At 51.7% G+C, this 17,533-nt stretch carries 16 protein-coding genes; 5 read left to right on the top strand and 11 right to left on the bottom strand.

What is annotated here, in order from left to right; all coding sequences use genetic code 11:
• Positions 1-137: 137 nt before the first annotated feature.
• From RIC05_RS17585 to ectA, 4 genes are all read right to left on the bottom strand, one after another.
• Positions 138-1,643, bottom strand: coding sequence for an aspartate kinase (locus RIC05_RS17585; protein WP_350045896.1), 1,506 nt, complete (start codon positions 1,641-1,643; stop codon positions 138-140).
• 86 nt (positions 1,644-1,729) lie between these two features.
• On the bottom strand, positions 1,730-2,131 hold the full coding sequence (locus RIC05_RS17580) for an ectoine synthase (protein WP_350041332.1): 402 nt from the start codon (positions 2,129-2,131) through the stop codon (positions 1,730-1,732).
• A 66-nt stretch (positions 2,132-2,197) separates the two neighbouring features.
• The gene (gene ectB, locus RIC05_RS17575; protein WP_350041333.1) at positions 2,198-3,481 is read right to left on the bottom strand and encodes a diaminobutyrate--2-oxoglutarate transaminase; all 1,284 of its coding nucleotides are present in this window, start codon (positions 3,479-3,481) and stop codon (positions 2,198-2,200) included.
• Between the two features lie 127 nt (positions 3,482-3,608).
• Positions 3,609-4,157 carry a diaminobutyrate acetyltransferase gene (gene ectA, locus RIC05_RS17570; RefSeq protein WP_350041334.1) on the bottom strand — a complete coding sequence of 183 codons (549 nt, stop codon included), beginning with the start codon at positions 4,155-4,157 and terminating at the stop codon, positions 3,609-3,611.
• 324 nt (positions 4,158-4,481) lie between these two features.
• Between ectA and RIC05_RS17565 the strand changes: the two genes are divergently transcribed.
• Entirely contained in the window at positions 4,482-4,961 is a 480-nt protein-coding gene (locus tag RIC05_RS17565) for a MarR family winged helix-turn-helix transcriptional regulator (RefSeq protein WP_350041335.1), read from the top strand.
• A gap of 96 nt (positions 4,962-5,057) precedes the next feature.
• On the opposite strand, the gene RIC05_RS17560 is transcribed toward RIC05_RS17565, so the two are convergent.
• The 6 genes from RIC05_RS17560 to RIC05_RS17535 form a co-directional block, all read right to left on the bottom strand.
• The gene (locus RIC05_RS17560) at positions 5,058-6,179 is read right to left on the bottom strand and encodes an AbrB family transcriptional regulator (protein ID WP_350045895.1); all 1,122 of its coding nucleotides are present in this window, start codon (positions 6,177-6,179) and stop codon (positions 5,058-5,060) included.
• Positions 6,179-7,861 carry a methyl-accepting chemotaxis protein gene (locus RIC05_RS17555; RefSeq protein ID WP_350045894.1) on the bottom strand — a complete coding sequence of 561 codons (1,683 nt, stop codon included), beginning with the start codon at positions 7,859-7,861 and terminating at the stop codon, positions 6,179-6,181. The genes RIC05_RS17560 and RIC05_RS17555 overlap by 1 nt, the downstream gene beginning before the upstream one ends.
• A 35-nt stretch (positions 7,862-7,896) precedes the next feature.
• The gene (locus RIC05_RS17550; protein ID WP_350045893.1) at positions 7,897-9,432 is read right to left on the bottom strand and encodes a tripartite tricarboxylate transporter permease; all 1,536 of its coding nucleotides are present in this window, start codon (positions 9,430-9,432) and stop codon (positions 7,897-7,899) included.
• Complete coding sequence (locus RIC05_RS17545) at positions 9,425-9,913, bottom strand: tripartite tricarboxylate transporter TctB family protein (protein WP_350045892.1); 489 nt, start codon at positions 9,911-9,913, stop codon at positions 9,425-9,427. The genes RIC05_RS17550 and RIC05_RS17545 overlap by 8 nt, the downstream gene beginning before the upstream one ends.
• Before the next feature lie 45 nt (positions 9,914-9,958).
• A complete protein-coding gene (locus RIC05_RS17540) occupies positions 9,959-10,957 on the bottom strand; it encodes a tripartite tricarboxylate transporter substrate binding protein (protein ID WP_350041340.1) in 999 nt (332 codons plus the stop codon).
• A gap of 320 nt (positions 10,958-11,277) precedes the next feature.
• Positions 11,278-11,958 (bottom strand): IclR family transcriptional regulator, encoded by a 681-nt coding sequence (locus RIC05_RS17535; RefSeq protein WP_350045891.1) that lies wholly within the window; start codon positions 11,956-11,958, stop codon positions 11,278-11,280.
• A gap of 119 nt (positions 11,959-12,077) precedes the next feature.
• Between RIC05_RS17535 and RIC05_RS17530 the strand changes: the two genes are divergently transcribed.
• Complete coding sequence (locus tag RIC05_RS17530) at positions 12,078-13,295, top strand: CaiB/BaiF CoA transferase family protein (RefSeq protein ID WP_350045890.1); 1,218 nt, start codon at positions 12,078-12,080, stop codon at positions 13,293-13,295.
• Entirely contained in the window at positions 13,292-14,140 is an 849-nt protein-coding gene (locus tag RIC05_RS17525) for a citryl-CoA lyase (RefSeq protein ID WP_350045889.1), read from the top strand. Before RIC05_RS17530 ends, RIC05_RS17525 begins: the two co-directional genes overlap by 4 nt.
• Positions 14,141-14,166: 26 nt before the next feature.
• Here RIC05_RS17525 and RIC05_RS17520 read toward each other — a convergent pair whose 3' ends face one another.
• Positions 14,167-15,291, bottom strand: coding sequence for an ABC transporter substrate-binding protein (locus RIC05_RS17520; RefSeq protein WP_350041344.1), 1,125 nt, complete (start codon positions 15,289-15,291; stop codon positions 14,167-14,169).
• A 149-nt stretch (positions 15,292-15,440) separates the two neighbouring features.
• Between RIC05_RS17520 and RIC05_RS17515 the strand changes: the two genes are divergently transcribed.
• Positions 15,441-16,106, top strand: coding sequence for a response regulator (locus RIC05_RS17515; protein ID WP_350045888.1), 666 nt, complete (start codon positions 15,441-15,443; stop codon positions 16,104-16,106).
• The gene (locus tag RIC05_RS17510) at positions 16,103-17,500 is read left to right on the top strand and encodes a sensor histidine kinase (protein ID WP_350045887.1); all 1,398 of its coding nucleotides are present in this window, start codon (positions 16,103-16,105) and stop codon (positions 17,498-17,500) included. Before RIC05_RS17515 ends, RIC05_RS17510 begins: the two co-directional genes overlap by 4 nt.
• Positions 17,501-17,533 lie beyond the last annotated feature (33 nt).

Raw genomic sequence — 17,533 nt, 5'->3', positions numbered from 1 at the left:
TTCTGTGGGTTTCAAGTTCTTCTTTTAGTCCTATCGCGGTGCATCATCGCTGACAAGGGCCTGATCACGGCAAAACAAAACCCGCAAGGCTATTAAAGCACTTGCGGGTTTTGCTGTGATGTTCGGATGCCTTTGGCTTATGCCGCCTTAAGCTTTTCCTGTTTGTTAGCGCTAACATCGCTGGTTTTCTTCGATGTTGCGCTTTCTTCTTTTTTGCCTTCAACCAGTCCGCGGTGCAGGGCAATGATTGCTTTGTCAAAGTCACCTTCGGCAACAACAAATTGCAGATCCACACGGCGGCTTGGATAGTGCGACGCCACCAGTTCAACGCCAGCATCATCAAGCGTCGTGACAGCACGGGCAAACAGGCCCGGCTGATCGATATTCGCACCAATAACCGAGACAATTGCGACCTTGCGGGTCTGAACGGTTGCTTCGGGGTGCTTGGCCTCGATCTCGTCAACGCAGCGACGGATTTGCTTGAGCGGTGCAACCACATAATGCGTGATCGTATTGGCATTCAGGTTCTTGGTAACCGTCGGAACCTTATACCGCTTAAGCACGCTCAGAATTGATTCTTCGCTGCCCGGAACGCCAACCATGTCCTGATTGAAAACTTCAATCTCAAACGCGGTCGGAACACCGGTCACAATTTCAACGCGGCTGTTTTCAGGGTCCCAATGATCGTCAATAACCGTACCGGGATGTTCCGGCTCAAAAGTATTGGCAATGCGCAGCGGAATGTCGTTCTGCCGAAGACCTTTGGCTGCACGCGGGTGGATGGCTTCCATCCCCATGTTTGACAACTGATCAGCCACGTCATAGCTGGTCCGGCCAATCGGACGCACGGCATCTTCGCCGACAATGCGCGGATCGGCACTGGAAAGGTGGAATTCCTTGTGAATGATTGCTTCACGCGCCTGTGTCAGGCAAGCAATGCGCGAGAAGGTCACTTCACTGTAGCCACGGCCATAGATGCTCATCAAGCCTTCGCTGCACTGGGCATAGCCCGTGGCAATGGCAAGCTGACTGGAAAGGTCGATATCCTCAAAAACCTTTTCAATACGGCCATCAAGGGTTGATGCTTCTGGTTCGCGCCAACCTGAAAGGTCGGCAAACACGGCATTCACGCCCTTGGCACGCAGCAGCAACATGGTGTTATGTGCGCTATGCGCTTCGCCAATGGCCGAAAGCATTTCACGTACCGTCAGAAGGTGCTTTTCAAGTTTGAAATGCCCAAAGCTGCACAGGCGATGGAGATCCATCAAGCAGCTGCGCGTGCCTTCAATGCGTTCCTGAACAAAGGCGTTGGCCAATTTAAGTTCCGGTGCATCCCCAAAGATTTCTTCGTTGATTGCACACATTTTTTCGGAAACCTTGGTCAGAGCATCGCCCCAGGCCCAATCGGTTTCCGATCCGGCATAAAGCTGATAGACGCCTGCTTCACCGGTTTTCTTGTTTTCCAGCAGAACGTCAGTAAAACCGCCATACGCTGAAACGACAAAGACCCGGTTATACAGTTCTTCTTCGCTACGATTGCCGACCAGAATGTTATCCATGACCGCATTAACCTGCGTCATCGACGTACCACCGATCTTATGAACGCTATGCCCAGCGTCTGATTTTTTCTCGACTGAAAGCATGTTGCCTCCTTTGGGGGGCGATTCTTTGAAAACCATTGTTTTTTCAATTTTGGGGCGGTCGTGATCGGCCGCCCCAAATAAGAGCATTAGCTGGCGAGTGCATCGCCGCCGAGCGGGTAAACCCCGTTTTCATCATGGACTTCGCGACCATTAAGCGGCGGGTTAAAGGCACAGGCCACAACCATATCCTCGGTGCCGCCGCGCAGATAATGGCGGTCATGCTTATCAAGGATGTAAACCGTACCCGGTACGATCTTGTATTTTTTGCCATCAGCAATGGTTTCGACTTCGCCATTGCCTGAAATGCAATAGACCGTCTCGAAATGGTTTGCGTAGCAAATTTCAGTCTCGGTCCCGGCATAGATGGTCGTGACATGGAACGAGAACCCCATGCCATCATCAGCCAGTGACAGGCGCGTGCTTTCCCAGTTATCCGAAACAACACGGCGACCGGATGCTTCACATTCTTTCAGTGTGCGAACAATCATCTTTAACTCTTTGAATTATTTAAGCTGTGGGGCAGGGCGATGCCCAATGACATCGCCCTAACTCATTTACTCTGCGGCGGCTTTGGCAGGAACAACTTCTTTGCCCATGGCTTTTGCCGTTGCCAGTTCAAGAATGTCCAGACCATGTGCCAGATCCTGCTTGGAGATGATCAAAGGCACAAGGCATTTGACAACTTCATCTTCCGGACCACTGGTTTCAATGACCAGGTTATGCTTGAAGCATTCCTTGGTGACTTTCGATGCCAGTTCGCCACTTTCAAAGCAAATACCCTGCATCAGGCCGCGGCCCTTGCGATACAGTTTACCATCGCCATAACGTTCGGCGATTTCTTCGAGGCGGTTGCCAAGGAATTCGGCCTTGTCACGCACATCGGCTGCAAATTTGTCATCTGACCAGAAATGATCAAGGGCGGTCGCGGCAGTTACGAACGCGTGGTTGTTGCCACGGAAGGTGCCGTTATGTTCACCCGGATGCCACACATCGAATTCCGGCTTGATCAGAACGACTGCAAGCGGAAGACCGTAGGCCGACAGCGACTTCGACAGCGTGATCATGTCCGGCTTAATGCCGGCGGGTTCGAAGCTGAAGAACGTGCCGGTACGACCACAACCAGCCTGAATGTCATCGACAATCAGCAGGATGTCGTGTTTGCGGCAGACTTTCTCAAGGTTTTTTAACCAGCCGAAATCAGCAGCGTTCAGACCACCTTCACCCTGAAGGGTTTCAACAATCACCGCCGCCGGAAGAGCAATACCGCTGGAGTTGTCCGAAAGAACGCGATCAAGATACTCGGTGGTATCTGCGCCATCGCCCATATAGCCATCAAACGGAACCGCAACAGCATTATCAAGCGATACGCCAGCGGCACCACGATGGTGCTCGTTACCGGTAATGGCAAGCGAACCAAGCGTGCAACCATGGAAGCCGTTGGTGAACGAAATGATGGTTTCACGGCCTTTGACACGGCGCGCAAGTTTCAGGGCGGCTTCGACAGCGTTGGTGCCGGTCGGGCCGGTGAACTGCACTTTATATTCCATGTCACGCGGCTTGAATATTTTGGTTTCAAGCGCTGTCAGGAAGGCTTCCTTGGCCTTGGTATGCATGTCCAGACCATGGGTAATGCCGTTTGATTTGATGTAATCAATCAGCTTTTCCTGCAAGACCGGATGGTTGTGGCCATAGTTAAGGCTGCCAGCACCAGCAAGGAAATCAAGATAACGGTTGCCATCAAGGTCGGTGAGCCATGCACCTTCGGCATTATCAAAGGTGACGGGGAAGGAGCGTGCGTAGCTCTGAACTTCCGATTCAAGGCGATCAAATACAGTCATAGTTCCCTCTTTCAGATTGGGAAAAGTCAAGTCCACCTGTCATGACAAACGTTCCGGCGGACCGGATGTTCCATCGACGGACAACGCCGTTTTGTGCATCAAGGTGGTGAAAATTGGTTCGGTCGGATCAGGCCGCGACGCGTTCGACGTCTTCGCGCTCGAACGGACCGATCTGCCATAGAATTTCACTGGCAGCGGCACCTTCGAAGTGCGTTTCACGTTCGAACTGAACTTTGCGTTTAACGTCAGCGCCAAGTTCACGTGCGACGGAACGGAATACACCCTGCGACGGGGCATTCGTCGACGTAATCGTCGTGTTCAGCTGATTCACGTTATGGCATGCCGAGCGATCCAGAATGTCAAGGATCAGGCGTTTCGCAAGCCGAAGGCCACGGGCTTTCGGGGAAACGGCAACCTGCCAGATGAAAAGCTGTTCAGGCGTGTTTGGTACGATGTAACCGGACACAAAGCCAACAGCTTCGCCATCCAGTTCCGCAATCGCGCATGTGTCCGCAAAGTGCGAGCACTGCAGCAAGTTGCAATACATTGAATTTTCGTCCAAAGGCTTGCACTCGGCGATCAGATTGTTGACTGCCGCGCCATCAGTGGCCTTGGGTTTTCGGATAATCAGGTTGGCTTTGTGGCCGGTATTGCCGTTTGTGTTGGCAATTTTCATCGGTCTGCCTGCTCTATTATTTCGATATGCGATCATTCATGTCGCGAGAGATGTATAGAATAACGATGTAAATTGATCAACCCCCTGACTATTAATTTCCTATAAAAGCTGCTAAGTAACTGAAATATATAGAAAGAATAATTTATCGACCGTCGATACTAATATACCCCACCACAGGAAATATTCTTTCATTAAAATAACGAAAATCGATGAAATAAAATATCGTACATCGAAGGATATTGTGCTTAAACCGTTGCGGATTACCGGTTCTGGAGCTAAAAGGTCAGTTGCAACAGAACAATAATTGATGCCCGGAACGTCATAATGGATAAATTGCATGAAGCGTTGATTTCTATTCGCCGTATTCTACGTGCGAGCGATATCCACGCCAAAAAACTTGGTAAAATCACCGGGTTAAAAACCTCGCAGCTTCTGGTTTTGCAGTCTCTGGAAGAATTCGGTGAAATGACGGTCGGGCAGATTGCTGCCAAGGTCAATCTTGCGCAAGCATCAACAACTTCGTTGGTTGATAAACTTCAGGCGATGGAAATTGTGACCCGTGAACGAGGGGATAGCGACAAGCGTAAAGTGTTTGTCCGCCTGACGGATCACGGACGGACCATTCTTGACCGTGCGCCAATGGCGCTACATGACCGTTTTTCCGATAATTTCAACGGTCTGGAAGAATGGGAACAAACGTTCCTGATTGCGGCCTTGCAGCGCGTATCCGGCATGATGGATGCCAGCGATATCGATGTTGCACCGGTTCTTGATCATGACGTCATCGTTGAGAAGCGCGACTAAAACAGTCGGTCGCTTTAGCGCCCTTGTGGGCAGTCCATCGAAATTGGCTCTTCTGAAAATACTGGCACGGCAGGGCGTTAAACTGACGTCTGGACCCTAGATTGTTGTGCCTGATTTGCGTTGCATATGACGCTGGAACCACTTGGCCATAATCGGCGCCAGCAGCACGATTTCGAAAATGCGCACAATATGGTGGAATGCAACAAAGCTTGGCTCGACATTCAGGGCAAGCGCAATCAAAGACATCTCCGCAACGCCACCCGGTGCGAATGCCAGCAGCACAGCAATAAAATCAAGATCAAGCCACTGCGAAACAAACCATGCCACGCCACCGGTAAAGGCAAGAACAACAACCGTGGCAACAATCGAATAACCGGCAAGTCGCGCCAAGACAGCAAGCTTCAACCCGGAGAATCTGCTGCCAATTGCAGATCCAAGGATCAAGAGACTTCCGGCAAGCAACCAGTCAGGCAGGTTTCCTTCGACGGTTCCGGTCACATGCAAAACCATGCTGGCGGCCATTGCACCCGTCATATAGGCGGCCGGAATGCGAAGCTTGCGAAACACCAAAACGGTAATGACGGCACAAACGGCTGTAAGCAGGCCTTCGTTAAGCGTCATTTGCACGGCTTGGCTATCGCCATGTCCACTTGCGACAACCCCGGTCATCAGAAGGACGATCAAGGGAGCCGACATCACAAGCAACAAAACCCGCAAACCTTGTGTCAGGGCGATTTCCTGTTCATTGCCACCTGCGGCCGCACCAAGAACCACCATCGGCGTTAGGCCACCTGGGGTAGCGGAAAACAGGGCGGTTGCCGGATCAAGGCGGGCGATCTTGGTATAAAACCAGGTGATAAACAGGGTGATGATCGGGACATATAGCAGAACGGCAATCATGCTGATCGGCCAGCGCGCGGCCTGTTCAAGTGTGTCCGGGGTAAAGGATGCGCCAAGGAACACACCGATCACGCCCAGAATGACGGACCGAAACTGCATCGGAACCCCCATCGGCACACGCAGCAAGCTTGCGACGAAGGTGGCCAACATTGGCCCCATCATCCAAGCCAGTGGCATATTGATAGAATGAGCGATCAGGCCACCCACAAGACCAATCCCAAGGGCGATGGACAGATTTTTGAAAAAGCGCGGTGTCAAAACACTGGAAAACCGATTGATCCAACTGTCTTTGGATGGACCGTCCGGTATTTCACTCATTACGCGCTAGCCTTGTTTTTGTTGATCTGTTCGAGGAAACCGTCAATCGCGTCGCGCAGGCGGGATGCTTCGGTGTTCAGCGTGCTGGTCGCGCGCGTGACGTTTTCCGACCCGTTATGAACGCGTGCGGTTTCATTATCAAGGGCACCGACGGCCTCGGCAACTGTGCGCATGCCGCCATTGGCATCCTGAATACTTTCGGAAATACCAGCTGTTGATGCCTGTTGTTCTTCAACGGCTGCTGCAATCGCCGCAGCGGATTGATCGACCTCGCCAATGACATCAGCAACGCTATGAAGGGCTGAGACCACGTTATCGGTCAGGCCGCGAATTTCTTCGACCTGGTTTGCAATGTCTTCGGTCGCGCGTGCGGTTTGGGATGCAAGGTTTTTAACCTCGCCAGCGACGACTGCAAATCCTTTGCCTGCATCGCCTGCACGGGCTGCTTCGATGGTGGCGTTGAGCGCAAGCAGATTGGTTTGACTGGCAATTTCTTCGATCAGGCCGACAATGTCGCCAATCCGTTGGGTGGCGTTGGTCAATTGTTCAAACAGCGCGCGGGAATTTTCACTTTCAGAGCGCGCACGACCGGCAACTTCGGCGGAGTTCTGGGCCTGCTGACCGATTTCGGCAATGGCTTCGGACAGGCTTGCGGTTGTATGGGACACTGCTTCGATATGGTGAAGAACCTGTTCGGAATGCTGGTTGGCATCGGCAGAGCGTGCACTTGCATGGGTGGCGATTTGTTCCATGTCGCTGGCCGAGCCATTGAGTGATCCAAATTCACGGTCAAATCCGGACAAGGCTTCCTGAACGGAACGCTGGAAATGATTGGTTGCTTCGATCAGGTTTTGTTGACGTTGGCTTTCAACAGCACGGATACGCTCACGTTCCTGACGCAGCAATTCGGCTTCTTTGGACTGATCGCGCAGCACGGTGACCGAGCGGGCAACAGTTCCGATTTCATCGCCACGCTGTCCACCCGCAATATTGACATCAAGATCACCATTGGAGATTTGTTCGATCAGTTTGGCGATCGTGGTCATCGGTCGTGAAATGCGGCGTGACACGAAAATTGAAAAAATTCCCGCAATAACAACCACCAGAATGGCGACGATAACGAAGACACGTTGCAGTGCCTCGGCCTGTGAGTAGGCGGCTGCAAATGAGGTGGTGGCAACGTCATGAGATTGGACAAGGATTTCGTTTAGCGGCACCTGAAGGGCTTGGAACGTTTCATCTGCTTTTGCGATGACTTCCAGTGCGCCATAGATGTTCATTTCGCTTTCAACAAGGAACTGGTCAACCTGTTCCATGTATTTTGCGTAATTTTCCGTGAAAGCATCACCGCCAACAGCCGAAAGCCGTTCAGCCATTGGTGCCAGTTCGGCTGAGAGCTTGCTAACGGTTTCCCGTAACTCGGGAACCACAGCGGCATTAATGCCATTGGAATCCCAAGTGAGAATTCGAAACAACGATCCGTGCGCTTCGTTCAGCGCGTTGCTAAGTGTCAGCGCATCGGATCGCCGTTCATATGCTTCGACGCGAAGGCTGGTGAGCGTGTCTTTCTCGCTTTGAAGGGTTGCAACTGTTGCAATCCCCATCGCGATAATGACGATCATAAGGAAGACCGGAACCAAAAGTGTTTTGGGACCAATCGACAGATTATCAAGAAAACGCATCTACCAGTATCCTTCGCGCCTTTTAGCGTGTGGTCTTAAAGTTCGCCGTCATTCGGAACGGTTTTCCGGCTGCGCTTCCACTCACGAAGATTGCCAATAAGCGGTGCAGCAAGGAAAACAGCACTGATGATCAGAATAACCAGCGTAATCGGGCGTTCCCAAAGGAACGACAGCGACCCGTCACTAATCGCCAGTGCACGGCGCAGGTTTTCTTCCATCATTTTGCCAAGAATGAAGCCAAGCAGCATCGGCGCCATCGGATAGTTCAGAAGTCGCAGGCCGATTGCGATCGCCGCAGCAAGCACCATCATGTGGATGTCCATGGTGTTAAAGGTCACCAGATAAACACCAACCAACGAGAAGAACAGAACGAACGGCACCAGCAGTTGCTGGGGCAGGGCGAGCAAACGCGAGATATACGGGATAAGCGGCAGGTTCAGAACCAGAAGCACCACATTGCCGATATACATCGAAATAATCACTGACCAGAAAACGGCAGGCTGTTCAACAAACAGACGCGGACCGGGCTGAACGCCATAAGAAATCAGCGCACCCATCATCACAGCCGTCGTTCCAGACCCTGGAATACCAAGGGTTAGGAGCGGTACGAACGAACCAGAACATGCCGCGTTATTTGCGGTTTCAGGTGCGCACAGACCACGGATTGATCCTTTGCCGAATTTCAGTTTTTCTTTGGCCGAAGCCAGATTACGTTCCATGCCATAGGCAAGGAATGACGCAATGGTCGCACCGGCACCCGGAAGAACACCGGTAAAGAAGCCAAGGATCGACGAGCGACCGATGACAGGCACCATAATCTTTACTTCTTCCTTGGTCAGTTTCATCGAGCCAAGGCTTTTAAGCGCCTTTTCTTCAGCACTGCGCGTATCTTTGGTTGGGCGCAGGATCGATAGAAGTGCCTCGGACAGGGCAAAGGTCGACATGGCAAGCAACAGGAAACTGATGCCGTCAATAAGATCGACACTGCCAAAGGTAAAGCGTGCGACACCGGCAGCCGGATCGGTCCCGATGGTTGAAAGCATGATCCCAAACAGGGTCATGGTGATTGCTTTGAGAACCTGACCTTTGCCTGCAAACGCAGATACCGCCGTCAAACCCAGAACCATCAGGGCAAAATAATCACCCGACTGGAACGAAAGCGACACAGATGCCAATACCGGGGCTGCGACCAACAGGAAGATCGCGGCAATCGTTCCGCCCGAAAAGGACGAATAGGCAGCAATCGCCAATGCCTTACCGGCTTGGCCTTTTTGCGCCATCGGATAGCCGTCAAAAGCTGTTGCCACTGTGCCGGCAACACCCGGTGCATTAATCAGAATGGATGAGGTGGAGCCACCAAAGATTGCCCCGTAATACACACCGGCCATCAAGATCAGACCGGTTGACGGATCAAACCCGTAGGTGATCGGGATCATAAGGGCAATGGCGGTGATTGGGCCAAGACCGGGAAGCATCCCGATAAAGGTGCCTGCGAAACAGCCAACGGCAACCATCAAAAGGTTGATCGGCATAACAGCGGTCGAAAGACCTGCAAAAATTCCATCAAGCATCGTTTGAGATCCAACCAAGATAGTAGAAGAAATCACCCGGGGTCAGGTAAATGCCCATCGCATAAAGCAATCCCCAGAATGCGAGCGTGACCAGAATAGCCGTCAAAATCAGAACATGAGGACGCCGTTCGCCAAGGGTATAAAAGCCGCCCATCAAGAACAGCGATGTTGAAATCGGAAAACCAAGTTGGCGGATCGTCAGACCGTAAAACACCATCAGAATGGCAAGGACGACAACGCGTCCCCATTTCAGTCCGCGAAAGGCGTTGGAAAGGCTGCCGGCCTCTTGATTGGCCGGCATTACCAATTGGATGAAGGAAACCACGCCCAGTATCCAGGCAAGGGCATTAGGGAGGGTTCTGGCGTTAAACGGGGCATCCTCGTCACCAAACAGCAGCGGAATGTCACTTACGTAGAAGCCATAAATCAGCGCAAGACATAGAAATAGCAGTGCGCCGAATTTGTCGCGATTGATGGACATGGCGTGGTTTCCTTCGGAGATCTTTTTTACTTGTGTTTTAAAGGCTTATTTCAGGAAGCCGAGATCACGCATCAGATCGCCAACGACCTTTTCCTGATTTTCCATGAAGGAGGAAAATTCTGCGCGACCTTTGTAGATTTTTTCCCAGCCGTTACGCTTACGAACGGTTTCCCATGCTTCAGTTGCCTGAACGTCTTTGAGAACAGCTGCATAGGCATCCGCTTTGTCATCAGACAGAGACGGGGAGCCAAAGTAACCGCGCCAGTTAACAAACTCGGCATCGATGCCAAGTTCACCAAGCGACGGAACATCCGGTGCTGCTTCAACGCGTTCGACCGAGGTCACTGCAAGGATGCGGATCTGACCAGCTTTGGCCAATTCAAGAAGTTCGCCAAGACCCGTGGAAAGAACTTCGGTTTCACCCGAGAGAAGACCAGCAATTGCTTTGCCGCCAGCATCATACGGAATGTATTTAACCTGTTTGGCGTCGCCGCCGCCTTTCTGAACTGCATAGGCAGCTACGATATGGTCCATACCACCGCGAACAGAACCACCACCGAACTTAACCGAGCTTGGGTCTGCTTTGACGGCATCAACAACTTCGGTAAAGGACTGGTATGGGCTGTCTGCTGCAACGGCAAAAGCTGCATATTCAGCAACAACTGCTGCAATCGGGGTCAGGTCACGGAAGGACTGCGGGAAGACACCGGTCAGCGAACGAACGATGATCGGGGTCGAGTTGACCATAAGGGTCTTATCAAGACGGTCAGCTGCTTCGATCATGTAAGCAATGGCTTTACCGCCGCCGCCGCCAGACATGTTTTCGTAAGATGCAGTGCCAACCAGACCGGATTTGGTCAGGGCTTCGCCGGTACCACGTGCCGTACCGTCCCAGCCGCCGCCAGCGCCGCCCGGAATGACGAAGTGAAGTTCATCCATTTCTGCAGCTTTGGCATCCATTGCGCCAAATGCAGCAGTCGAAACAGCAACAACAGTTGCTGCAGCAATAAATCCGCGACGTGAGAACATCGTCAGCTTGTTCATCAGGGTCTCCTCCAGACACTAAAGCATTTTCCCCAGCCACCCGTTTGGTGGCCGGCCGATCGTTAGGAACAAAACTTCAGCAAGGAAGAACCCAATCCCCGCGTTTCAGATGCATTTGTGCTCTGTGTCTGCGGATTTGATGATGACCTCCCTTGCCGATATTCTTTTTGTTTATTCCAAGGGGTTCTTTTGAACTCCCGGATCGGCAGTGCGAAGACGTTAGCAGCAGAACCTGTCATCAACCTGTCATTGCGCGCAATTGGGTGAAAAAAGTTCACATGATATATGAAATGTGGGCACAGGTGACAGAATATGGCGGATTATGCGGATAGTTGTTTGCCGCAATCCGTGGCATGTCTTTGCAATGATACCAACAGGTTGTCGCGCTTATCTTTGGTGAACCGGCTGCTTGGCCCGGATAAAGTTAAAACGCCTAAAAGATGGTTCTGGCGATCAAGGACAGGGACTGCAACTGCAGAGATATCAGGATCGCGTTCCCCTTCGCTTTGGGCAAACCTGTCACCGAGGACTTCTATTGCACGGTCATCGACACCATTCCCCCAGGCACGAATGACATGGCCCGCAGCACCGCGATCACAGGGCAATATGGCACCTTCTTCGAGATGATGGCGAAGACTGCTGGGTGAATTTTCGCGAAACAGGCACAGACGGTTGGACCCCTCGGGGACGTAAAACGATGCTGTTTCACCGCTTTCCTTGACCAGTATGGACAGATAGGGGCGGACAATATCATCCATGCGATAAGACCGCCGATAAATGGATCCCAAGCGCCACAGGGCAGGACCAAGTCGATATCGTCCACGACCGGACAGCATCAGAAAACCGCAAGACTCCAGAGTTCCCGCCAGTCTTGAAATGGTGCTTTTATACATGCCGGTGCGTTCTGCCAGTTCTTTTAGGGACAGGTCAGGGTCCTGATCCGTGAAAACATCAAGAATTTTCAAGGCCCGTTCAACGGCGCTAACATTTTGTTCTGGCATGAAAAATGGACTTCCGGTGCTGGGGTAATGCCCCGTATGGGTGTGGTTGGCGTTTCGTGATTATCCAATATTCTATATAATAGAACATAATTCTACTAGACAGAATTTAAGGATTTTTCATGAACGGACCACAATCACTTTCCGGGATTACAGTTTTGGACCTGACAAATGTTCTGGCCGGGCCATTTTGTTGCCATCAGCTTGCGCATTTGGGGGCAGAGGTCATCAAGGTCGAAGCACCGGGGCGTGGTGACCTTGCCCGTCAGCTTGGCGCGGATATGGAATTGAATGAAAAGCTGATGGGGATTTCATTTATGGCGCAGAATGCAGGTAAGCGGTCGGTGACGCTTAATCTGAAAGATCCGCGCGGCAAGAAAATCCTTAAAAAGCTTGTCGAGCGCGCAGATGTTCTGGTCGAGAATTTCCGCCCCGGCGTTATGGACCGGCTTGAGTTGGGATATGACGTTCTTTCCAAGGTTAATCCGGGACTTGTTTACTGTGCGATTTCCGGTTTCGGTCAAACCGGCCCGATGAAAAAGCTGCCTGCCTATGATCAGATTGTTCAGGGCCTGTCGGGGATCATGACCATCACCGGCGAAGAAGATACCGGCACGTACCGTGTCGGGTATCCCATGGCGGATACAATTGGTGGGATGACAGCCGCATTTGCCATTAGCTCCGCCTTGGCCGGGCGTGCAGTTGGCAACAATGACGGCAAAGGCAGCTTCATCGATATTTCCATGCTGGAATCCGTGATTGCGACAATGGGTTGGGTTGTTTCGAATTATCTGGTGGCAGGCAAAGAGCCAACAGCTAATGGCAATGACAACTTTACCTCGTCCCCATCAGGGGCGTTTCGAACCGGTGATGGGCAGATCAATATTGCGGCCAACAAACAAGAACAGTTCGAGGCCCTGTGTCTGGTGCTGGATCTTGACCATCTGATTTCTGATGTCCGTTTTACTTCGCGCAAGGAACGACTGGAAAACCGTACGGTTCTGACAGGCCTTCTCGAAGATGTTTTGCGCACCAACATGACGGATCATTGGGTGGAAAAGTTTAATGCCGTCGGAGTTCCTGCCGGGGCTGTTTTGACAGTGCCACAGGCCTTGGCACTGCCGCAGATTGCCGATCGCGGGATGATGGCATCTTTTGAAAATGTACCGGGTGCAGATTGCGATATCCGCGTGTTGCGTACCGGGATCAAGATGGATGGCAAGGCGCCATCGGTGGACGCACCACCGCCAGAACTTGGTCAGGACAATAACGACATTCTTACATCTCTTGGTTTTTCAAAGAGCGAGATCGAAATTCTTTCGCAGGAGGGCGTGTTGTGAGCGACAAAACCGCAACCGATATTGAAAACGAAGTCAGTGACTGGTGGCAAACCGCCATCATCGATATGGAGCCGGGTAAAATCCACTATGGCGGCTATGCGATCGAAGACCTGATTGGAAACATTAGTTTTCCAACCATGATTTGGTTGATGACACGCGGCGATCTGCCATCACCTGAACAGGCAAAGCTTCTTGAAGCAGCCCTTGTGGCAGCGATTGATCACGGACCACAGGCCCCAAGCATTGCAATTGCACGTATGGCAGCGACCTGTGGCGTTGGATTAAACAATGCCATGGCAAGTGCGGTGAATGTGTTGGGCGATGTTCATGGTGGTGCAGGCGAACAGGCGGTCGGGCTTTATCATGACATCGCGTCTCGTATGAAATCTGGCGCATCACTTGGCGAAGCGGTTGCATCCGGACTGGATCACCAGATTGCTGAACATGGCAAACATATCCCGGGATTTGGTCACAGATTTCATCCCATTGACCCGCGTGCCCCAAGACTGTTGGCGCTTGTCAAACAGGCGGCAGCAAATGGTCAGGTCAGTGGTCAATTCGGGGTAATTGCCAGTGCGGTTGAAGAAGAGATTCTATCGCGCAAGGGTAAACGCATTCCTATGAATATTGATGGTGCAACGGCAGTAATCTATGCCGAGCTTGGTTTTGCCCCGGAATTGGCGCGTGGATTGTTTTGTGTGTCGCGATCGGTCGGGATCCTGGCCCATGCGTGGGAACAAACACAGCAAGGTGGTCGAAACAAGGGGCCGATTCCACGGCGAATGATCTGGAACTATACCGGGCCAGAACGCCGCCCTGTTCCCGACAGCGCAAAGACTTCATAAAGCTGGGTAAATCAGGGCAGGGTGGCTTAGCGACGGTTGAGTAAGGCATCCTGCCACCGGCGAATAAACCGCTGGCGTTTGGCCTGATCAAGGTAAACCAGCAAGCCGGGCCCAACCGGGAATGAACGTACACGTTCGCCGTAACGGTCAAAGATCAGCGACGAAAACGAACTTGGTGGAACGTCAGTTCGCACCGGGTTGAAGTTGCCATCGTTTTGCAGAACGGTTTGCCCTTTGACGGACAGGATGAAGTCAAGAAAACGCGCGCCTAAATTCGGGTTTCTCGCATCACGCGGGATGATGGCAATTCGCGAATAAACCACGATAAAGTCGTCTGGCAGGATCACGCCAAGGTTTTGGTTCCGCTGGCTAAAGGTTTCGGCATAAGACCCTAGAAGATTGTACCCAAGTACGACCTGACCATCGGCGATCTTTTCAAGCATTGGGGAAGTGTTGGAATAAAGTTTGACCTTGGATTGACCAAGGGTTCGGACAAAGTCCCAAATGCCGGGAAAAAAGCGTTCATCACGTGCAAGGAACAGAAAGCCGACGCCACTTCGTTCAATGTCATAGGTTGTGACCTTTTCGCTTAGAAGATCATCGTGATCGTTCAAAAGACGGATGAAATCATCGCGGGTCCGGGGCGGTTCAAGATCATTCTCGCGGAAAAATTCGCGGTTATAGGCAATCACGGCCGGTTCTTGTGTGACGGCAAATGCTTCATTGCGCCAACGGGCCCAATGTGGAAGAGCTCGGGTTTCTGCACTTTCATGCGGTATCGCATAGCCGTCATTGGCAAGTTTCATCTGCAGGTCCATCGACGAGCTGATAATCAGATCTGCATTGGGTTCGCCATTTTGACGCTGAACCAAGGTCATGTCATACATTTCAAGCGTCTGGAGCTGATGATACTCGACACCGATGAATGGGTTTTCTTGCTGAAAGGCTTCTATCACCGTGGTAAAGGCACCAATATCGGCAGAGCCATAAATAACAGCTTTTGGGGTCGTGCTTGAAAGCAGGGATTGTTCCGGGTCAGCTGCCTGTGTTGTGCGCAATGGGGCATAGGTAAAGACTTCTGCGATGGCAGAAGTTGCTTGCATCGTAAGCACGATGGCACATAAACGAATACAGATGCGGCCCAAGATCATGGTGGAATACTCTGTTTCACAAGCACCCCGTCAATGACTTGCTATCATGAACGGCGGTTGTCGATATAATTTGCTAAACATGGTCGTGGCCTGGAAAGTCCAAACCTAAAAAGCCTTCATCGGTTTATCAGGGAAGAGAAGCACAAACAATGAGAGTCCTTGTCGTTGAAGATCATGCCGCATTGGCTGACGGGATTGCCAGATCTCTTCGGCAGTCCGGTTATGCTGTCGACGTGATCGCCGATGGGGAAGAGGCCGATGATATTTTGCGCACGCAGGAATATGGGTTGGTTGTGCTTGATCTGAACCTTCCGAAACTTGACGGGCTTGAGATTTTGCGCCGTTTGCGCCATCGCGGGGCGGAAAGTGCTGTGCTGATCCTGACCGCACGCGGGGATATTGAAGATCGGGTAAAGGGGCTTGATCTTGGTGCGGATGATTATCTTGCCAAACCGTTTGAACTGGTGGAGCTGGAAGCACGGGTGAGGGCGCTGATGCGGCGCAATGCCGGAACGCACAACACCCAGATTAAATGCGGAAAACTGACATTCGATACCGTTGCGCGACGGGTGACCATCGATGGTGATGATGTCGAAATTCCCCGCCGCGAACTTAACATCCTTGAAATTTTGCTTCTGAGGCTTGGTCACGTTCTCAGCAAAGAACAGATTTCAGATCAGCTTGCCGGGTTTGAGGATGATATCAGTGCCAATGCAGTCGAGCTTTACATCAGCCGTCTGCGCAAACGCGTTGAGTTGGCAGATGTTAAAATTCAGACTGTCCGTGGCCTTGGTTATTTGTTGAAAAAAACATGAAATGGCGTAACGGATCCCTGAGGCGCAGGCTTGTCATCTGGTTGCTGATCCCGCTTTTGGTGGTCAGCTCCTTGATGTTGCTTGAAGTCAGAACTAACGCAATTCGTTCGACAAATCAGGCGTTTGACCGTGCTCTTTTAAGTTCTGCACTCGCCATTGCCGACCGTGTTGTTCTGATTGGTGGCAAGATCGAAGTTGATGTGCCCTATGTCGCGCTTGAGATGCTGACCAGTTCTGCCGAAGACCGGGTTTTCTATCAGGTCAGCACGATACAGGGTGAATTCATCACAGGGTATGAAGACCTGCCACCGGTTCCAGACCGGTTACTTCCGCTACGCGAGGATCCGGTGTTTTATGATGCTGTTTATAACGGCGAAACGGTGCGCATTGGTGCTTTGTCGCGGTATGTCGCAAGTGTTCGCAAGGCCACCCGTTTTCAAGTGCTTGTTGCCGAAACCATGGGAACCCGCACCAGTCTAAGCGAAGATATTCTGGCAAGTGCGGCGGCACGTCAGATTGTACTGATTGTGATTGCCGCGATGATTGTCTGGTTTGGGATCGGCCAGGGGTTAAAACCACTTACGCGACTGGAAGAGGCCTTAAATCGCCGATCTCCGACGGATCTTCGACCAGTTTTGCATGATGTTCCGATTGAGGTTCGCCATCTTGTCGGTGCGATCAATCAATTGTTTCAGCGGCTGGAAAATAGCCTTAAGACCATGCAACGGTTTACAGCTGATGCCGCACATCAATTGCGGACGCCGTTGGCAGCATTGAGAACACAAGCCGAACTTGGCCAACGCGAAGAAGACCCCAAGAAAATCCATCGTATTATGGAGACAATTGCATCTTCGACGCGGCAAACATCCCATCTTGCCAATCAATTACTGGCATCTGCACGGGCAGCACCTGAAGGCCTTGCAGGACGGCCGTTTGACCCAATTGATCTGTGTGAAATCACGCGTGCGGTCACCGGATCAAAAGTCCCGGTGGCAATCGAGCGCGGTATCGACCTTGGTTATGAAGGGATTACAGAACCGACCTTGATCATGGGGGATGCGACCCTGATTGAAGAGCTTCTTAAAAACCTTGTTCACAACGCGTTGACATATTGCCCGGATGGAAGTTCGGTGACTGTGCGCCTTGATCGGGAGAAATCCGGTAATCGCGTCAAGTTAACGGTCGAAGACAACGGCCCTGGAATTCCCGTTGAACATCACAAGGATGTCTTTAAACGGTTCTACCGTATCGCAGAGACAGGACAGGAAGAGGGCTGCGGACTTGGTCTTTCCATCGTCAAGGAAATCGCCGCGCGTCACGATACCAAGATCAAGCTTGATCGCCCCAAAGAGCATAGTGGCTGCGTGTTCTCTGTAAGCTTTAAATTAGCTTAGCGAAGCTCCTTAACTCGCGGGCTTCGTTTGGAG

Source organism: Thalassospira sp., from assembly GCF_040218635.1.
Classification (GTDB): domain Bacteria; phylum Pseudomonadota; class Alphaproteobacteria; order Rhodospirillales; family Thalassospiraceae; genus Thalassospira.
Note: the sequence above shows the minus strand (reverse complement) of the source record. Positions and strands in the feature narration are given on the sequence as shown.

Bases quoted from the DNA above. Each gene is read 5' to 3' on its own strand.
- RIC05_RS17585 (WP_350045896.1), bottom strand. From the start codon at position 1,643: ATGCTTTCAGTCGAGAAAAAATCAGACGCTGGGCATAGCGTTCATAAG.
- RIC05_RS17580 (WP_350041332.1), bottom strand. From the start codon at position 2,131: ATGATTGTTCGCACACTGAAAGAATGTGAAGCATCCGGTCGCCGTGTT.
- ectB (WP_350041333.1), bottom strand. From the start codon at position 3,481: ATGACTGTATTTGATCGCCTTGAATCGGAAGTTCAGAGCTACGCACGC.
- ectA (WP_350041334.1), bottom strand. From the start codon at position 4,157: ATGAAAATTGCCAACACAAACGGCAATACCGGCCACAAAGCCAACCTG.
- RIC05_RS17565 (WP_350041335.1), top strand. From the start codon at position 4,482: ATGGATAAATTGCATGAAGCGTTGATTTCTATTCGCCGTATTCTACGT.
- RIC05_RS17560 (WP_350045895.1), bottom strand. From the start codon at position 6,179: ATGAGTGAAATACCGGACGGTCCATCCAAAGACAGTTGGATCAATCGG.
- RIC05_RS17555 (WP_350045894.1), bottom strand. From the start codon at position 7,861: ATGCGTTTTCTTGATAATCTGTCGATTGGTCCCAAAACACTTTTGGTT.
- RIC05_RS17550 (WP_350045893.1), bottom strand. From the start codon at position 9,432: ATGCTTGATGGAATTTTTGCAGGTCTTTCGACCGCTGTTATGCCGATC.
- RIC05_RS17545 (WP_350045892.1), bottom strand. From the start codon at position 9,913: ATGTCCATCAATCGCGACAAATTCGGCGCACTGCTATTTCTATGTCTT.
- RIC05_RS17540 (WP_350041340.1), bottom strand. From the start codon at position 10,957: ATGAACAAGCTGACGATGTTCTCACGTCGCGGATTTATTGCTGCAGCA.
- RIC05_RS17535 (WP_350045891.1), bottom strand. From the start codon at position 11,958: ATGCCAGAACAAAATGTTAGCGCCGTTGAACGGGCCTTGAAAATTCTT.
- RIC05_RS17530 (WP_350045890.1), top strand. From the start codon at position 12,078: ATGAACGGACCACAATCACTTTCCGGGATTACAGTTTTGGACCTGACA.
- RIC05_RS17520 (WP_350041344.1), bottom strand. From the start codon at position 15,291: ATGATCTTGGGCCGCATCTGTATTCGTTTATGTGCCATCGTGCTTACG.
- RIC05_RS17515 (WP_350045888.1), top strand. From the start codon at position 15,441: ATGAGAGTCCTTGTCGTTGAAGATCATGCCGCATTGGCTGACGGGATT.
- RIC05_RS17510 (WP_350045887.1), top strand. From the start codon at position 16,103: ATGAAATGGCGTAACGGATCCCTGAGGCGCAGGCTTGTCATCTGGTTG.